The sequence below is a fragment of the Pedobacter ghigonis genome (genome assembly GCF_903166585.1).
Taxonomy (GTDB): Bacteria; Bacteroidota; Bacteroidia; order Sphingobacteriales; family Sphingobacteriaceae; genus Pedobacter; species Pedobacter ghigonis.
Genome location: NZ_CAESCM010000017.1, coordinates 23,869 through 39,995, shown reverse-complemented (window position 1 = coordinate 39,995; position 16,127 = coordinate 23,869). Strand labels below are relative to the sequence as shown.

General features: G+C 38.8%; 17 protein-coding genes. 8 read left to right on the top strand and 9 right to left on the bottom strand.

Annotated features, from left to right (window positions below):
• Window positions 1-51 precede the first annotated feature (51 nt).
• Window positions 52-1,200, bottom strand: coding sequence for a galactokinase (locus HWV58_RS20715; RefSeq protein WP_175635918.1), 1,149 nt, complete (start codon window positions 1,198-1,200; stop codon window positions 52-54).
• Window positions 1,201-1,276: 76 nt separating this feature from the next.
• On the opposite strand from HWV58_RS20715, the gene HWV58_RS20710 reads away from it, so the two are divergent.
• Window positions 1,277-2,326: an aldose epimerase family protein gene (locus tag HWV58_RS20710; protein ID WP_175635917.1), complete on the top strand. Its 1,050-nt coding sequence runs from the start codon at window positions 1,277-1,279 to the stop codon at window positions 2,324-2,326.
• A gap of 3 nt (window positions 2,327-2,329) precedes the next feature.
• Window positions 2,330-2,725, top strand: coding sequence for a DUF1398 domain-containing protein (locus HWV58_RS20705; RefSeq protein ID WP_175635916.1), 396 nt, complete (start codon window positions 2,330-2,332; stop codon window positions 2,723-2,725).
• 104 nt (window positions 2,726-2,829) lie between these two features.
• Here HWV58_RS20705 and HWV58_RS20700 read toward each other — a convergent pair whose 3' ends face one another.
• From HWV58_RS20700 to ribD, 6 genes are read right to left on the bottom strand one after another with little or no spacing between them, the layout of a single operon-like run.
• Window positions 2,830-4,050: a sensor histidine kinase gene (locus tag HWV58_RS20700; RefSeq protein ID WP_175635915.1), complete on the bottom strand. Its 1,221-nt coding sequence runs from the start codon at window positions 4,048-4,050 to the stop codon at window positions 2,830-2,832.
• Window positions 3,951-4,799: a tetratricopeptide repeat protein gene (locus HWV58_RS20695; protein ID WP_175635914.1), complete on the bottom strand. Its 849-nt coding sequence runs from the start codon at window positions 4,797-4,799 to the stop codon at window positions 3,951-3,953. Before HWV58_RS20695 ends, HWV58_RS20700 begins: the two co-directional genes overlap by 100 nt.
• A gap of 54 nt (window positions 4,800-4,853) precedes the next feature.
• Window positions 4,854-5,714: a nucleoside phosphorylase gene (locus HWV58_RS20690; RefSeq protein WP_175635913.1), complete on the bottom strand. Its 861-nt coding sequence runs from the start codon at window positions 5,712-5,714 to the stop codon at window positions 4,854-4,856.
• 55 nt (window positions 5,715-5,769) lie between these two features.
• The gene (locus HWV58_RS20685) at window positions 5,770-6,384 is read right to left on the bottom strand and encodes an IMPACT family protein (protein ID WP_175635912.1); all 615 of its coding nucleotides are present in this window, start codon (window positions 6,382-6,384) and stop codon (window positions 5,770-5,772) included.
• Window positions 6,371-7,237 carry a DMT family transporter gene (locus tag HWV58_RS20680; RefSeq protein WP_175635911.1) on the bottom strand — a complete coding sequence of 289 codons (867 nt, stop codon included), beginning with the start codon at window positions 7,235-7,237 and terminating at the stop codon, window positions 6,371-6,373. The genes HWV58_RS20685 and HWV58_RS20680 overlap by 14 nt, the downstream gene beginning before the upstream one ends.
• Window positions 7,234-8,289: a bifunctional diaminohydroxyphosphoribosylaminopyrimidine deaminase/5-amino-6-(5-phosphoribosylamino)uracil reductase RibD gene (ribD, locus tag HWV58_RS20675; RefSeq protein ID WP_175635975.1), complete on the bottom strand. Its 1,056-nt coding sequence runs from the start codon at window positions 8,287-8,289 to the stop codon at window positions 7,234-7,236. The genes HWV58_RS20680 and ribD overlap by 4 nt, the downstream gene beginning before the upstream one ends.
• Window positions 8,290-8,456: 167 nt before the next feature.
• Between ribD and prmC the strand changes: the two genes are divergently transcribed.
• Window positions 8,457-9,317, top strand: coding sequence for a peptide chain release factor N(5)-glutamine methyltransferase (gene prmC / locus HWV58_RS20670; RefSeq protein WP_175635910.1), 861 nt, complete (start codon window positions 8,457-8,459; stop codon window positions 9,315-9,317).
• Here prmC and xerD read toward each other — a convergent pair.
• Window positions 9,314-10,213 (bottom strand): site-specific tyrosine recombinase XerD, encoded by a 900-nt coding sequence (gene xerD / locus HWV58_RS20665; RefSeq protein ID WP_175635909.1) that lies wholly within the window; start codon window positions 10,211-10,213, stop codon window positions 9,314-9,316. The genes prmC and xerD overlap by 4 nt on opposite strands.
• 61 nt (window positions 10,214-10,274) lie before the next feature.
• On the opposite strand from xerD, the gene aroQ reads away from it, so the two are divergent.
• Window positions 10,275-10,691, top strand: coding sequence for a type II 3-dehydroquinate dehydratase (gene aroQ / locus HWV58_RS20660; protein WP_175635908.1), 417 nt, complete (start codon window positions 10,275-10,277; stop codon window positions 10,689-10,691).
• A gap of 12 nt (window positions 10,692-10,703) precedes the next feature.
• Window positions 10,704-11,420, top strand: a complete 717-nt coding sequence (locus tag HWV58_RS20655) for a TlpA family protein disulfide reductase (protein ID WP_175635907.1) — start codon at window positions 10,704-10,706, stop codon at window positions 11,418-11,420.
• A 196-nt stretch (window positions 11,421-11,616) separates the two neighbouring features.
• On the opposite strand, the gene HWV58_RS20650 is transcribed toward HWV58_RS20655, so the two are convergent.
• A complete protein-coding gene (locus tag HWV58_RS20650; RefSeq protein ID WP_175635906.1) occupies window positions 11,617-12,627 on the bottom strand; it encodes a glycosyltransferase family 2 protein in 1,011 nt (336 codons plus the stop codon).
• Between the two features lie 260 nt (window positions 12,628-12,887).
• On the opposite strand from HWV58_RS20650, the gene HWV58_RS20645 reads away from it, so the two are divergent.
• The 3 genes from HWV58_RS20645 to mgtE all read left to right on the top strand — a co-directional run bounded on the left by HWV58_RS20645 (window position 12,888) and on the right by mgtE (window position 16,122).
• Window positions 12,888-13,499 (top strand): WbqC family protein, encoded by a 612-nt coding sequence (locus HWV58_RS20645; RefSeq protein WP_175635905.1) that lies wholly within the window; start codon window positions 12,888-12,890, stop codon window positions 13,497-13,499.
• A gap of 2 nt (window positions 13,500-13,501) precedes the next feature.
• Window positions 13,502-14,623 (top strand): magnesium/cobalt transporter CorA, encoded by a 1,122-nt coding sequence (corA, locus tag HWV58_RS20640; RefSeq protein WP_175635904.1) that lies wholly within the window; start codon window positions 13,502-13,504, stop codon window positions 14,621-14,623.
• A gap of 149 nt (window positions 14,624-14,772) precedes the next feature.
• Window positions 14,773-16,122 (top strand): magnesium transporter, encoded by a 1,350-nt coding sequence (gene mgtE / locus HWV58_RS20635; RefSeq protein ID WP_124559993.1) that lies wholly within the window; start codon window positions 14,773-14,775, stop codon window positions 16,120-16,122.
• Window positions 16,123-16,127: the final 5 nt, after the last annotated feature.

Genomic DNA, 16,127 nt, shown 5'->3' with positions numbered 1-16,127 from the left:
ATTACACCGGTAAAGGCGTTTAGAATCTTTAGTTAAATCTGCTTAAATGTTTTAAATTTTGGCTGGCCCACTACCAATTTCGCTGATGTAGATGGCAGCCGGGTAACCGATTTGGGCTACGTAATAATCCGTTAAGTGCTTGGCAAAGTCCTCTTCATAACCTTTTTCCAATAAGGCAATCGCACAGCCACCAAAGCCAGCTCCAGTCATCCGGGCACCAATTACATGCTCATAGCCTAAGCAGAAATCAACTACTGTGTCCAGTTCTTTGCCACTTACTTCGTACAAGGTTCTGAGTGATTGGTGCGAAGCATACATTAAACGGCCAAATTCTTCGAGGTTACCTCCGTTTAAAGCTTTTGCGGCTAAATGTACACGGTCGTTTTCTTTAACCACATGTGTTGCGCGGTTTAAAATTATTTCATCTTTAATCGAATGACTGTGTAAAGCCAGTTTTTCGGCAGTTAGCTCGCAAAGGTTATGTAGGGTAATCTCCTGGTTTAAAAGTTTTAATGCTTCCTTACATTCGGCTACACGTTCATTGTATTTAGAATCGGCCAGCTCACGTGGTTTGTTGGTGTTAATAATAGCCAGTACGTAGTTGCCCAGGTTAACATCTACCAGTTTATACTTTAAGGTTTCACAATCTAAAACGATGGCTTTATCTTTTTCACCAAAAGCAACAGCAAACTGATCCATAATGCCCGAATTCAGTCCTATAAAATCGTTTTCTACCCGTTTAGCCATTTTTACCAGTTCGAGTTGCTGGTAGCCCAGGTTAAAAAAGCTGTTTAGTGCGTACGCTGTAGCAATTTCTATTGAGGCCGAAGAGGAAAGTCCGGAGCCAATGGGAATATTGCCATAAAACAAGAAATCGAGCCCGTTAATCTCTTTCCCGTCTTTAATAAATTCGTTAATAATACCAATCGGATAATTTGCCCACAAACTTCCGTTTTTAGCGTTTAACTGGTTATCAACTTCTGTTTCAATGTCGAAGTTTAGACTTTTAAACCTGAATTTATTGTCGTTATTTCTCGCAATGGCTCCCCATGTGCCTAAGGTAATGGCGCATGGCATAACCAAACCGCCGTTGTAATCGATATGCTCGCCAATCAGATTAACCCGGCCAGGTGTAAAATAAAGTGCATCGGCTTTTTTATGGTAATGACCTGCAAATTTTTCCTCAAGATTAATGTTCATTTGACTAAAAATATTTATAAAAAGCGAGTAATAATAGTATGTTTGTTTATAAAACAAAAGCCCTAAGTTACAATTTATGAGCGTTCAGCAAATACCCACCGGAAAAATTATTGATGGCGAAGAAGTTATCGCAATCGAACTAACCAATAGTAAAGGCACTTATGTTAAAATATTTAATTACGGTGCAATCATCAGCAAGTTTGTTGTTAAAAATGCCAACGGAGAAATGCAGGATATTGTATTGGGCTTCGACAGCATTGAGGGATATCTTGATCCCGCATATCTGGCAAATTACCCTTATTTCGGAGCGGTAGTTGGACGCTATGCCAACCGCATAAAAAATGGCCGCTTTACTATTGACGGCGAGACCTACCAGCTGGCACAAAATGCCGGTACTGATACATTGCACGGTGGCATTACCGGTTTCGATAAAAAAGTTTGGGACGTAATTGATTTGGCAGACGGACCGCAATCGGCTGTTACGCTGCAATATGAAAGTTTGGATGGTGAAGAAAACTTTCCGGGAAACCTGATCGTTGATTTAACCTTCGAGCTGACTGAAAATGATGAATTGATTTTAAGCTTTGAGGCTGAAACCGATCAGGCAACTGCCATTAACTTAACCCATCATGGTTACTTTAACCTGGCACCAAAAGGCGGTAATATTAAAAATCATAAACTGCAGATTTTTGGCGCTCATTACCTTGAGCAGGATGATAATTACTCGGTTACAGGTAAGCTGATTCCGGTTAAAGATACCCCACACGATTTTACAGAGTTAAAAGAAATTGGCCGCGACTGGAATGAAGATGAAGGATACGACCAGACTTTTGTGCTTGATAAAATCTATGGCGATTTATCGCTCGCCAGCAAAACAATTGAATCAGAAAGTGGTTTAACTTTAAATGTATATACTACTGAGCCGGTGGCGCACTTGTACACAGCTAAATATTTAGATGTGAAAAACGGCAAAGACGGACGTGATTATGAAAGCTACAGCGCTTTTTGCGTGGAAACACAACATCACCCGAACGGAATTAATATTCCTGAATTTCCGAGTACAGTGTTAAGGCCAGATGATTTGTATACGCAAACAACAGTTTACAAAGTTTCATTAAACAGATAAAATATGTTTACCATTTCGAATATCCAGGCAGCAGCGGCAAAAATTAAAACCGGAGCAGATTTTCCTCAATTTATTAAAGAAATTAAGGCAATGGGGGTTAAGCGAAATGATGTTTATGTAAACAATGGTTTATCTATTTACTTTGATGATGAAGATAATGCACAGCAGGAGAGTCCGGATGATTATCCTGCTTTAACGATCAACGAAGTATCTTCTGCCGAAAAACTGGAGCATGCTTTAAAAGTACATCAGCAGGGCGAAACCGATTTTTTTACTTTCTGTAAGCAGGCGGCTGATGCTGGTGTAGAAAAATGGATTATTGATACAGAGGAAATGACCTGTACATATCTAGACAGTGCCGGAAATGAGTTGGTGAAGGAAAATATACCAGGCGTATAAACGATAAAGGCCCGAAATTTCGGGCCATTTTTATGTTGTGCCAGACATCAGCATCCTGGTGATATTCGGATGTTGCCTAAACCGTTATTATTTACCGAAAGCGATTATTGATCCTCAGTTTTAACCTGCTTAAAAGTGAGAATGAATTCTGTACCGGAATTTTCTTCGGATTTTAGCTGAATTTTTATATTATTCAATTTGGCAAAATCCTTAACCAAACTTAAGCCTAAGCCATTTCCTGATTCGCCGGATGTTCCGATAGACGATACTTCATCACCAAAAATGGCAAATATTTTCTCAACTTTTGTATTGTCCATTCCAATTCCATTGTCTTTGATATGGAGGTTTATCTGACCGGTAGAAGGTTCATCGCTGTAATAGACTTCAATAGTGCCTTTAGGTTTGGTAAATTTGATGGCATTTGTAATCAGGTTTCTTAAAATAACCATTAACTGCTTATTATCTACTAAAACGTTGTCAAATATTTTGGGGTTGCGGTGGTTTAAATTTATTTGCTTTAATGATACGGTATCTTCCAGCTCATTAATTACAAGGTCGGTAACCGGACCGAGCTGGTAAACAGCTTTATTTGTTTCTGAGTTATGGTTCCTGGTCCATGTTAGCAGGTCATTTAACATCACAAGACAGTTAGATATTTTCTCCTGGAAATCATCGATAAAGAGGGTTAATTCTTCCTTACTTATGTCTCCATCTTTAAAGAACTTTGTGGCGTGTAGCGTAGTAGCGAAAGGGGAGCGTAAATCGTGGCCAATTACTGATAGCAGCTTATTCTTATAATCGTCATTTTGCTGTAGCTCAATGTTTTGTTGTGTGATGAGGTCTTTCTGCTGTAGTATTTCAATATTATTATCGGCCAGCAATCTGTTTAATTTACTTTTCTGTTTCGATTTTTGGTAAACTACAAACAATAGAATAGAAACCAATATCAAAAAAGAAGTTGTTATGGTGAACAATAGGCGATTAAGCCAGATGTTTCTTTCCTGTGCGGCAATTTCTTTGGTTAAATACTGATTTTCGAGATTCTTCTGTGTGATTAAAAGTTCGTTTACCCTTTTTTTAGCTTCTTCATCAGATGCGGATGCGGCATAGCGAGCTTTATCCGACAATACATCATATGCTTTTTTAAAATCTCCCTTTAACTGATAGGACTGGGCCAAAAGCGATAACGACTTATCTATATTGATATAATCGTTATTTTTCTTTGCTATTGAAAAGCCCAGTTCTGCAAATTTTGTGGCCTGATCATATTTTTTAAACCGATATTGGCTTTGGCTAAACTCGCATAACTGGCACCTAGTTCCCAATCGGAAACTTCTTTTTTATTGATCAGTACCGTTTCGAAATAGTTAATTGCCCTTTTATAATCCTGATTAAGGATATACAAATCGCCCAGGCGGTTATAACAGGTGTAAATGTATGTTATATTGTCTATCTTCTTTGCTATAGCCTGGGCAAGCTCGTAATTCTTAGCTGAATTTTGAAGATAAGTTTGGGTTTTATATTTGCCAAAAAGTAATGCATTGCAGAAACCAAGGTTAAAATGGTTGAGCATTAATGTATTGAGGTCGTTTATCTTGATGGCAAGTTCACGAGAACGGTAAAAGTGTTTTAATGCAATGGGGTAGTTTTTTTGCTGCACGTAGGCAAGACCAATATTATTTAAACAGATCGCAATTAAGACCTTATCGGAAGTTTTGATTGCTATTTTATAGGCTTCATTGAGTTCTTTAAAGGCTTTTTCGTAGTTTTTTTTATAATAGTAGTTTCCCGAAAAATTAAGTTTAGCCCTTGCCTGTCCAATCAGGTAATTTTCCTTAACAGAAAGTTTATAAGCCCTTTCGGCGTATTTCCAATTACTATCAGGATTTTCTTTAAAATATAAATAGGAAATTCTATTCAGTGTATCAATATAGGCCCTGTTCTGTTTAAGTTTATAATGTGCTAGTGCTGTTTTTTTTAACTGGTCGAGCTTTTTGCTTAATAAATTTCCCTGGCCGAAAGCAGATAGTAAAAGGCAATGTAATAATAGAAAAATAGACAGTGAGCGCCTCATATTGTTTTTACCTATAAAAGGCGCTAATATACTCAAATGCTTGTTTTTCAGCAACTAAATCCTCTCGAGAACCATTTTAATGGCATCATCTACAATTTTATTGGGATTGCTGCTAAACTCGAATTTTACCCTGCTGGCTAAAATGGCATTTACCGATAATGCTTTGTGCCCTAAAACTTTGGCCAAAGCATAAATACCTGCCGTTTCCATTTCTAAATTGGTTATGCGGTGCTGGTTGCTGCTAAAGCTGTTAATTAAACTAATGAAATCGGGGACAGCATTTTTGGCACGTACAATTCTACCCTGCGGTGCGTAAAAGCCCGGTGAGGTAATGGTAATGCCATGGTGCATATTTTTACCAATGGTATTAAGTAGGTTCTCGTTAGCGGCTGTTAGATATGGGTTTATGTTTTTCAGGTGGCCAAAATGTGATTTCAGGTCATCCATTAAGCTTCGTTCATCGCCCGTTAACTCATGGTAATAGTAATTCATCAGGGCATCCATTCCCAATCCGTAAGATGAAGCCAGGATAGTACCCATCGGGATATCAGGTTGTACCGCACCGGAAGTGCCTATACGGACAATATTTAAAGAAGTAAGATGCTTTTTAATCTCCCTGGTTTCGAAATCAATGTTTACAAGGGCATCAAGCTCATTAAAAACAATATCAATATTATCAGTGCCGATACCAGTTGAGAGCACGGTAACCCGCTTTTTACCTACATACCCCGTATGCGTTATAAATTCGCGTTTACCTTTCTTAAACTCAATTTTATCGAAATATTTGCTCACTTCGCCAACCCGGTCGGGATCGCCGACGGTGATTACGTTATCCGCAATATCGCCAGGCAACAAATTTAAGTGATAAATGCTGCCATCTGGGTTGATAATTAAGTCACTCTCAGCTATTTTCATTTGATTATTCTTCTTTTGTTGATAGCTTAAAACTACCGGTAATTAAGAGGTAGTTTTAAATGGTTTGCAGGTATTTTAATTTAACACCAGCTATTTTATCAAATTTACCTAAAACCTGGTTCAGTTGGTTTTTTCTGATTTCGAATTTCAATACGCATTGTGTGTCAAACTGCTGCGCTAAAACATCAATGTTTTCTTCCTTTATCAGTTTCATCACATCATTCATTTGAAGATAATCAAAATTAACTTCATAAACATCATTTACAGTTTTGTTTATGATTATTGCTGCTTTAATGGCTTCTACACTAGCGGTTTTGTATGCATTAATTAAACCGGGAACACCCAATAAGGTTCCGCCAAAATAACGAACTACCACTACTAAGATATTGGTTATATCTTCTGATAACAGACAGTTGAGTATAGGCCTGCCTGCGGTGCCCGATGGCTCTCCGTCATCGTTAATCCGGAATACCGACCGATCGGGTGTTAGGCGGTAAGCATAGCAAAAATGCCGTGCTTTAGCGTGCTCAGCCCTTAAAGTGGTAATAATTGGTTTAACTTCCTCTTCCGAACGGATGGGATAGGCATAAGCAATAAACTTGCTCCCTTTATCTCGAAATATGCCTTCTGATGCACTTTCGATTGTTTTATACGAATCATCGAACAGCATTTTGCGAAAGGGTAATGCAAATAACCGCGGCAATAGCCAGGATTATTCCAATGTAATTTATCTTGGTTAATTTTTCTTTAAACACCGCAACACCAATTAAAGTGCCGACTATAATAACGCCCAGGTTCATGGCCGCAAACACGGTAGAAGGGTTTTGCGAGAGGACCTTATGCGCTTTCAGGTAAAAAAGGATGTTTCCGAAGTTGAAGAAGCCTAATATTAACCCACAGGCCAGGTTCACCAGTTGTAATTTGATCTTCCCCGAAATTGTCATTATAGTAACGATAACCAGCGAAACCGCAAAAGCCATGCAGAAAACGGTAAAAAGAGAGGTGGTATAGGGTAATTCTTTGTACAAGGCAATCTGCTTAAACAGTACATCAATTGTTCCAAAGCCAATAAATACCATTACCGGATAGATAAGGTTCCCTGTTTTTTGATCAGGATTGCTTTTGCGTAAAAACGTTAAGAAAATGGCGACAAAGCCAACTGCAAGACCAACTATTTTTAGATCGTTAAAATCTTCTTTAAAGATAAAGTAAGCAGCCAATATGGGAATAAATAGCGACAGACGCTGAGCGATATCCGTTTTAACAATACCCAGATTTTTAACTGAAGCAGCAAGGAACAAAAATATGGTGGGTAAAAGTATGGCCAGAGCAGTGTATGTTGGCCATGGCGCTGCGCTGCTTACTAATTTAATATTGGGTTTGAAAAAGAAGAAACAAAGTGTTAAGGCGGCAAAATAGTTTACGGTAACTGCCTGGATAATACTGATCTGATAACGTTTGGCCAGCTTTAACAACACGGCCACGGTAACACTGCAGCATATACTTAAAATAATGTATATCATTTATTTAGGTCGTTTATATAGATAGATAGTTTATCTTTTTCGATTTGAACCTGCTCTTGCAGGTTACCATTGATTTTGGGGGATGGTATGCCTTCTTTCCAGCTGTTTGAAGAGCTGAAAACACGTGCTTCATCCCAAAGGCCTGCATCTAAGAATTGCTTCAAAATGTTGGCACCACCTTCAATTATTACCGATTGTATATCCATTAAATAAAGCTGAAAGGCAATCTTTTGTGGGAGATAAAAATGCATATCTTCCATCTGGATGTAATGAATGTTGCCAATCACATCAGTTTTAACCTCATTAAAAATAATGGTTTTAGCCTCATCGTTATAGATGTGATTGGATTGCGGAACCTGCAGGTTTTTATCAATAAGCAGGCGTATTGGATTTCTTCCCGGCCACTCCCTCGCAGTTAACCGTGGATTATCGATTACAGCCGTTTGCTTGCCAATCAGGATTGCATCTTCTTCTGTTCGCCACTGGTGCGAAAGGCGTTTAGCCAGGGCACCGCTAATCCATTTCTGGTTACCATCGCTTGTGGCAAAATAACCATTTGCTGTTTCGGCCCATTTTAAGATAACGTAAGGCCTTTGTTGTTGTATTCGGGTAAAAAACCTACGGTTGAAATAACGGCATTCGGCATCGGCAATGCCACTGATTACTTCTATTCCGGTATTTTTAAGTTTTTCAATTCCTTTACCATCTACACCCGAAAATGGATCCCGGTTTCCGATGACTACTTTTTTAAGCTGATGTTTTACCAGTAAATCGGCACAAGGAGGGGTTTTGCCAAAGTGTGCACAGGGCTCTAAATTTACATAAGCGGTTGCCTGTTTTAATAAACTTTCGGCCTGGTCGCCATATTTATCGAACACTGCTTTTACCGCATTGGGTTCGGCATGTGCCTGGCCGTATTGCTGGTGATAGCCTTCGCCAATAATTTGATTGTCAGCTACAATTACGCAACCAACCATAGGATTTGGACTAACCCAGCCAATACCCAAAGCGGCCAATTCCAGACAGCGTTTTATGTAAAATTCGTCGCTCATGGTGGCAAAAGTAGTAAAAAAATGAGTCATGAAATGCCCAAAACAGAATTGATATCATCCTAAATAAGTAATTTTGCCGCCATTGAAACGTCAGAAGGAAATGTGTGTGGTAGCTGCCAACTACCTTCGTTAACAGATAACCAACTGCTAAAACAAAACTGTTGTTAATGAAAATTGGAGAATTAGAAACACATTTTCGGTTCGAGCTCGAAGCTTTATATGATACTGAGGAGGCCAGTGCCTTGTTTAGGCTTGCTGCAGCGCATGTTTTAGGCTTGCCATTCACTCAACCGAGGATGCTACGCGATACTGCTATTGATTTGACTAACAAACAGCAATTGTTAAGCATGTTAAGCGATTTAAAGCTAGGAAAACCTGTGCAACATGTTTTAGGCGAAGCGCATTTTTACGGACTGGTATTTAAGGTAAACGGAAATGTACTCATTCCAAGGCCTGAAACAGAGGAATTGGTAGAGTGGATTATTTCAGATAGCAATTCTCAGTTTACAGTTGGCAATCTTAAGATTTTAGATATTGGCACAGGTTCGGGTTGTATTCCGGTTACGCTTAAAAAACATTTGCCGCAAGCAGAAGTATCTGCTTTAGATGTTTCGGAAGAGGCTCTGGCAGTAGCAAAGCTAAATGCTACACAAATAGGTGTGGAAGTGGATTTTGTGCAGGCTGATATATTAAATTTTTCGAGTGAATTAAAATTTGATGTAATCGTGAGTAATCCGCCTTATATCAGGTATTTAGAAAAAGCTGAAATGCACGATAATGTTTTAGAACATGAACCACATTTAGCACTTTTTGTAAGTAACGAGGATCCTTTAATTTTCTACAAAGCCATTGCCAGTTTTGCGCTAACAAATCTGAATCCGAATGGGAAACTATACTTCGAAATCAATGAGTATTTAGGTCAGGAAACCGTTGATATGCTGCTTGATAAAGGCTTTGAAAACATTGAGTTAAGAAAAGATATGCAGGGGAAAGACAGAATGATTTGCTGCCAATTAGCTGCCCGTTAAGAACGTGGATGAAACTGCGTAATAACCTCTCTTAAATAATCACGGTCAATATGGGTGTAAATCTCGGTAGTGGTAATGCTCGAGTGTCCCAGCATTTCCTGTACTGCCCGTAAATCAGCACCCCCCTCAATTAAATGCGTGGCAAAAGAATGCCTTAAGGTGTGCGGACTAATGGTTTTCTTTAAACCCGTACCTACAGCCAGGCTTTTGATCAGGTTGAATATCGAAATTCTGGAAAGCTTTGCTCCAAAGCGGTTTAAAAAGATAAAATCTTCATGACCTTTTTTAATATTGGCATGCACCCGAACTTCGTTAATGTAAATTTCCATCAGCTTCAGCGCTTCACTTCCAATCGGGATCAGACGTTCTTTATTCCCTTTACCAATTACTTTGATAAATTCGATTTGAGGAAAAATGTTTGATATTTTTAGATCAGTTAACTCACTAACACGTAGTCCACAACCGTATAATACCTCAATTATTGCTTTATTACGCATGCCTTCTGGTTTAGAGGCATCAATGGCGGCAATTAAAGCATTTATCTCATAAATATTCAGTGTATCGGGTAACTTCCGGCTAAGTTTAGGTGCTTCAATTAATGCAGTTGGATCGTTGGTAATTACCTCTTCAATCATTAAATAGGCAAAGAAAGCTTTCAAACCCGAAATTACCCTGGCCTGGGTGCTGGCCTGCATACCCAACTCGTTTAACCATGAAATAAAGGATTTTATATCGGCTGAATGAATATCGGTAAGCTGCGGAGTTTCATCTAACGATTGATAATACTGCACCAGTTTTTCGATATCGCCCAAATAAGCCTCAACCGAATGGACAGCTAAGGACCGCTCGAGCTTTAAATAAGATCTAAAACCTTTAATATATGATTGCCAAAGCATGTTTTTATTTGAGATTTTTTATAACATTGCAACGTTACAACATTTAACGTTACAACATATCATGAAAATACAAATTATTAACGGCCCCAACTTAAATCTTTTAGGCGTACGCGAACCTTCTATTTACGGTAATACCAGTATTGAAGACTACATTACAGAACTGAAAACAGTATACCCGGCAATCGAAATCGACTACTACCAAAGTAATGTTGAAGGCGAACTGATTAATAAATTACATGAAATTGGTTTCATTTACGACGGAATTATCTTGAATGCAGGTGGCTATACGCACACATCAGTTGCACTGGCCGATGCTATTGCAGCCATTAAAACCCCGGTAGTTGAGGTGCACATTTCAAATATTTATGCTCGTGAAGAATATCGCCATGTTTCTTTAACAGGTAAGAACTGCCAGGGCGTTTTAACCGGTTTTGGAATGAATGGTTACCGCCTAGCGATCGAAAGTCTGCTCATCTAAATCTCAAATTATATGTTCAAGTATCTAACATTAACTGCTCTACTCTTTATCTGCCTGTTGGGGCAAGCTCAGGAATCTACACCAAAACGAACCATCCTTAACGAACAATCAGTGATACGGGGCGAAGATGGGATGGTTTATCCTTACAATACCTGGAAAAAATTAATGCAATCGGGTAAATATGGAATAAAAGACAGGAAGACTTTTACCGATAGCGGTGAAAAGGAATACCTGATTTACGAACTCTCGGCCGATCAGAAGGCAGCTTATGTGAATAAAATGCCTAGGCCACGTGCAAGCGATTCTTTTAAAGAGGGCGAACTGTTTAATGGTTTTAAGGCCAGCGATATAGAGGGCAACAAATACAACCTGAAAGATAGTACAGGAAAAGTATATGTGATTAATTTCTGGTTTATCAATTGTCCGCCCTGCAAGGCCGAAATTCCGCACCTGAACGAAATTGTTGCGAAATATAAAGACAACAAGGATGTGGTTTTCCTTGCGATTGCCCTCGATGAAAAGTACGAACTTAAACCCTTTCTAAAAACAATGCCTTTTGATTATCACATTATCAGTGGCGGGCGCTCCATTGCTGATAAATATGGTGTAAAAGGCTATCCAACACACGTGGTAGTTGATAAAAAGGGCTACATTAAATTCAGTACGCTGGGTTTAGGATCGAATACGGTAAACTGGGTTGAAAAATCGATTGAAGAATCTTTGAGGTAGCTTTTATTTATTTTTTGCCACGGAGACTCGGAAAGCACGGAAAAGCATCGGTAATGCAATGTTCCTAATCACTTGCAGGCATAGTTTGGATTATTAAACTTTACCTTCCGTGTATTCAGTGCTTCCGTGACTAATTTTTAAGTATATGTTCTTATCCTTGAAAAAAAGTATGAATGATGGCAATGCAGATAATTTATCACAGATCCGAAAAATGCTTTATTTTTTTAATAAAAAAAGCCCAAACCACACTGTTATTAAATACACCCTGGTGTGTGGCATAAGGTTTTTGAAAGGCTTTTCGTTTTTTATTTGTTTTAGTTAACGATTTTAAGAAATGCCAGTGCCCTTTGCTTACCGCCATGGTAAATTTAGGTTTTCCACTTAGCAGGAAATGCCACCAGGCTACAAAATCGATACACATCCTGATAAAAATCCTGAAAACGGCATCGCTTGCAGGCAGGTTTTTTTGCATGATAATGAGGTTGTTCCTGAAATTAAGGTAGGTTTTAAAGGGGTTCTCTGTCTGCAAAGTACCGCCGCCCACATGATACACTTCTGCATCGGGGCAGTACATGATTTTATAGTTCAGGTTTTTTAAGCGCCAACAGAGGTCAATTTCTTCCATGTGCGCAAAAAGATCGGCATCCAGTCCGCCAGCTTCTTTCCAGCATTTGCTTTTAATGAAAAAGGCAGCGCCACTGGCCCAGAAAACTTCTTTGATATCGTTGTACTGACCTTTGTCCTGCTCGTAAACGTTAAACAACCTTCCACGGCAAAAAGGGAAAGCGTAAATATCCAGATAGCCTCCTGCAGCACCCGCATATTCGAACTGGTTTTTATCGCTGTACCATTTTATTTTAGGCTGTGCAGCTGCAATTTGCGCATCACTTTCCATTAAATCAATAACGGGCTGTATCCAGTTAGGGATAACCTCAACGTCGGAGTTGAGCAGGATAAAATAATCGGCCTCAACACGCTCTAATACCTTGTTGTAGCCACCAGCAAAGCCATAATTAACTTCGTTCCGGATAATTTTAACATTAGGGAAATTTTCTTGCACAAAAGAAACAGAATCGTCGGTTGATGCGTTGTCTCCTACAACAACTTGCAGGTTCTCGTACGTACTCTGTAAAATTCCGGGCAAAAATTGTTGTAAATATGCTTTTCCATTCCAGTTTAAAATTACAATGGCTACAGAAGGACTCATTCTTTTTATTTCGGGTTAAATTTCCGCTTGTTTATCACTACGGAACCAAATCATCTTTTAATAAAATTTAAAAATAAAGACGATTACTATAATTTTTCTAAGCCTATTGCGTAATAAAGCAGATAATGTAGTAATCTTGCAAAAAAAAATAGCGGGGAAGGCATAAAGCGTTTTAACTGGTATAAAAAATGCACCAGGATGCGAAATCCCTCTTTAAATCATTATTTTTAAACGTTTCAGCTACAAACATAAATTTTCAAATGCAGAATACAGCTATACTTCCATTATTTTATCTTCCACCAGTTGGTTATTTTAGTTTATTGCAAAAGCTGGGCCCCGATTTTTTAATTGAAAAGCACGAACATTTAACTAAACAAACTTACCGCAACCGGGCCAGTATTTATTCACCAAACGGAAAACTCGATCTTACGGTACCTGTGGTTAAGGGGTCGAAAACACATACCAAAATGAAAGATGTACGCATTAGCTACGACTTTAAATGGCAGCGTTTACATTGGCTTAGTTTAGAGGGCTGTTACAGAAGTTCAGCATATTTTGAATATTATGAAGATGAGTTATCACGCTTTTATCATGAAAAATTCGAGTTTTTGTTCGATTATAACCTCGAGTTGGTAGAATGGCTGAATAAAAAACTGAAACTGCCCATTATCATGAATACTACTTCTGAATATGACGATATGGTACCAGCAGCACTAGATTTCAGGGGAATGATGAACCCTAAAAAGGAAGAAGATATAGTAAATAATAAGCCATATTTTCAGGTATTTGAAGACCGGCATCAATTTTTGCCCAACTTAAGCATTGTTGATTTGTTATTCAATCAGGGCCCGCAGGCCCGGTTATATTTATAATTATGGGTAAAAACAAACCACGTAACAGGCATAAGCACTACAAAGTGCCGGCACCGGGCACCAGTCCGGGGTTATATGCCATTGATGAAGATGCTTTAAAACCGATTATTGTATTACATACTTATAACGATAAAAGTTATAAGAAAGTAGAATTGGACAATATCAATAACATCGATAAACTGATTGAAAGCAAGGATTTCAATTACTGGTTTGATATTAAGGGTTTGGGAGATCCGGCTATATTCGAAACGCTATATTCCAAATACGATATCAGCCGGCTGGTGCTGGAAGATATTACCAGTGCTTACCAGCGCCCAAAATTAGATGAATACGATAACGATAAATACATTTTTTCGGTAAGCCGGCACTTATATTTAAACGATGAAGGTATTTTAAATAATGATCAGATCTCATTTATCCTTTCCGAACGAACCTTAATTACTTTTCAGGAAACTTACGCCGATTGTTTTGAACCCGTAAGGAAACGTTTGGAAATAGGTAAAGGGAATATCCGGATTGGTGGCAGCAGTTACCTGATGTATGCCATTATGGATGTGATTGTTGATAATTATTTCGCGCTTTTGAACTTTTGGGGTGAAGAACTGGATGCGATTGAAGACCGGCTGTTCGATAACCCAGACCGGCGGATTATGTACGATACCCAGGGGATTAAACGCTCGCTGATTACGATCAGGAAGGTAGCCTGGCCAGAGCGCGATAAACTAAACGATATTATCAGAACAGATAGTCCGCTAATTTCAGATCTGACTAAAACCTACATGAAGGATGCTTACGATCATTGTATTCAGATTATTGATTTTATTGAGTCGTTAAAGGAAATTGCTTCGGCCAATATTGATATGAACCTGTCGATTATCAGTAACCGGATGAACGAGATTATGAAGGTGTTAACCATCATTTCATCTATTTTTATTCCGTTAACTTTTATTGCAGGGATTTATGGAATGAACTTTAGCCGCGAAGATCCGGCAACGGGTAAGGTATTGCCAGATAATATGCCCGAGCTTTATAGTCCGCATGGCTACACGTGGACCTGGATTGTGATGCTGGTAATTGCAGTATTGCAGGTGATTTACTTTTGGCGCAAAGGTTGGTTTAAATAATGATTTTGTATGGAGATAATTTTACATTTCCCAGTTTTTGAACCTTTAATTTCCAAAAAGCTGAATAAATCATTAAATTAATTGAGTGTAGTCTAGCCCTGATTATTGAAAATAACCTTTACTTTTGAAACATCCAGCTGAAGAGATAAATGCAGTCATTCGAAATAGATAAAAGCGACGTACTGAAGGTTAAAAATGCAATTTTAGCCGGTGATGAAATTTTGGTAGAGGTTTTGGCAGAATACCATGCCTCAGAAATTGCAATTTTATTTGAACGTTTAGATAAATCGGAACAGCAGCACATCATTAATTTGCTGCCTGCCGAAACTGCATCCGAAATTATTTCGGAGATGGATGAAGAATCCCATCCAGAAGACCTGCTTTTTCAACTGCATCCCGATAAACGTACCGAAATTGTTGAGGAGCTGGATTACGATGATGCGACTGATATTATTTCGCAACTCGAAGACCACGAGCAGAAAGAAATTCTCGAAGACCTGGAAGATGACCATGCTTCCGAGATCAGGAACCTGTTAACCTACGACGAGAAAACTGCGGGTGGATTGATGAACACAGAGCTGATCTGTGTAAACATTAACCTGACCAAAAAAGACGCAATCGACGAAATCATCCGCCAGAGCGAGGAAATGGAAGAGTTTTACACCATTTACGTGGTGGATGATGAGGAGATTTTTAAAGGTATTGTGTCGCTTAAAGATATTATCAAAGCCAAGCACAATGCCAAAATAACCGAATTGGTAAAGGTCGATGCTGTTTATGTACATCCCGATACCGACCAGGAAGAAGTGGCCAATTTAATTTCGCAATATAATTTAACCAGTATTCCGGTTATAGACGATCACCAGAAACTACTCGGAAGGGTAACTTTCGATGATGTGATTGATGTAATGGAAGCCGAAAGCACTGAGGATATCCTTAAAATTTCGGGGGTATCAGAAGATGAGGAACTGAGCGGTAACTGGGTAGAAGCGGTAAAATCACGTTTACCCTGGTTAATTATCAATTTAGGTACGGCATTTTTAGCTTCATCGGTAGTGCGGTACTTCGATCCAACCATTAAATTAATTCCTTCATTAGCAGCCTACATGACTATTATTGCGGGTATGGGTGGAAATGCGGCCACACAGGCACTTGCGGTAACGGTAAGGCGTATTTCGCTTTACGATTTGACTGATAAGCAAGCCTATCGAACCGTTTTAAAAGAGTTTACTGTAGGTTTAATCAACGGCGCTTCTAACGGATTAATTGTATTTATTTTTGCCTTCTTTTTTGATGGAAATCCGATGCTTGGCCTTGTTATCTTCCTGGCAATGACTGGGAACCTGATTATTGCAGGCATTACCGGGGCTGGTATTCCGCTTATTTTAAAAAGGGTGGGTATCGATCCTGCCATTGCATCATCTATAATTATTACTACTTTTACCGATGTTTTTGGCTTCCTGTTAATTTTAGGTTTAGCCAGCAAACTTTTACTATAGCTTAA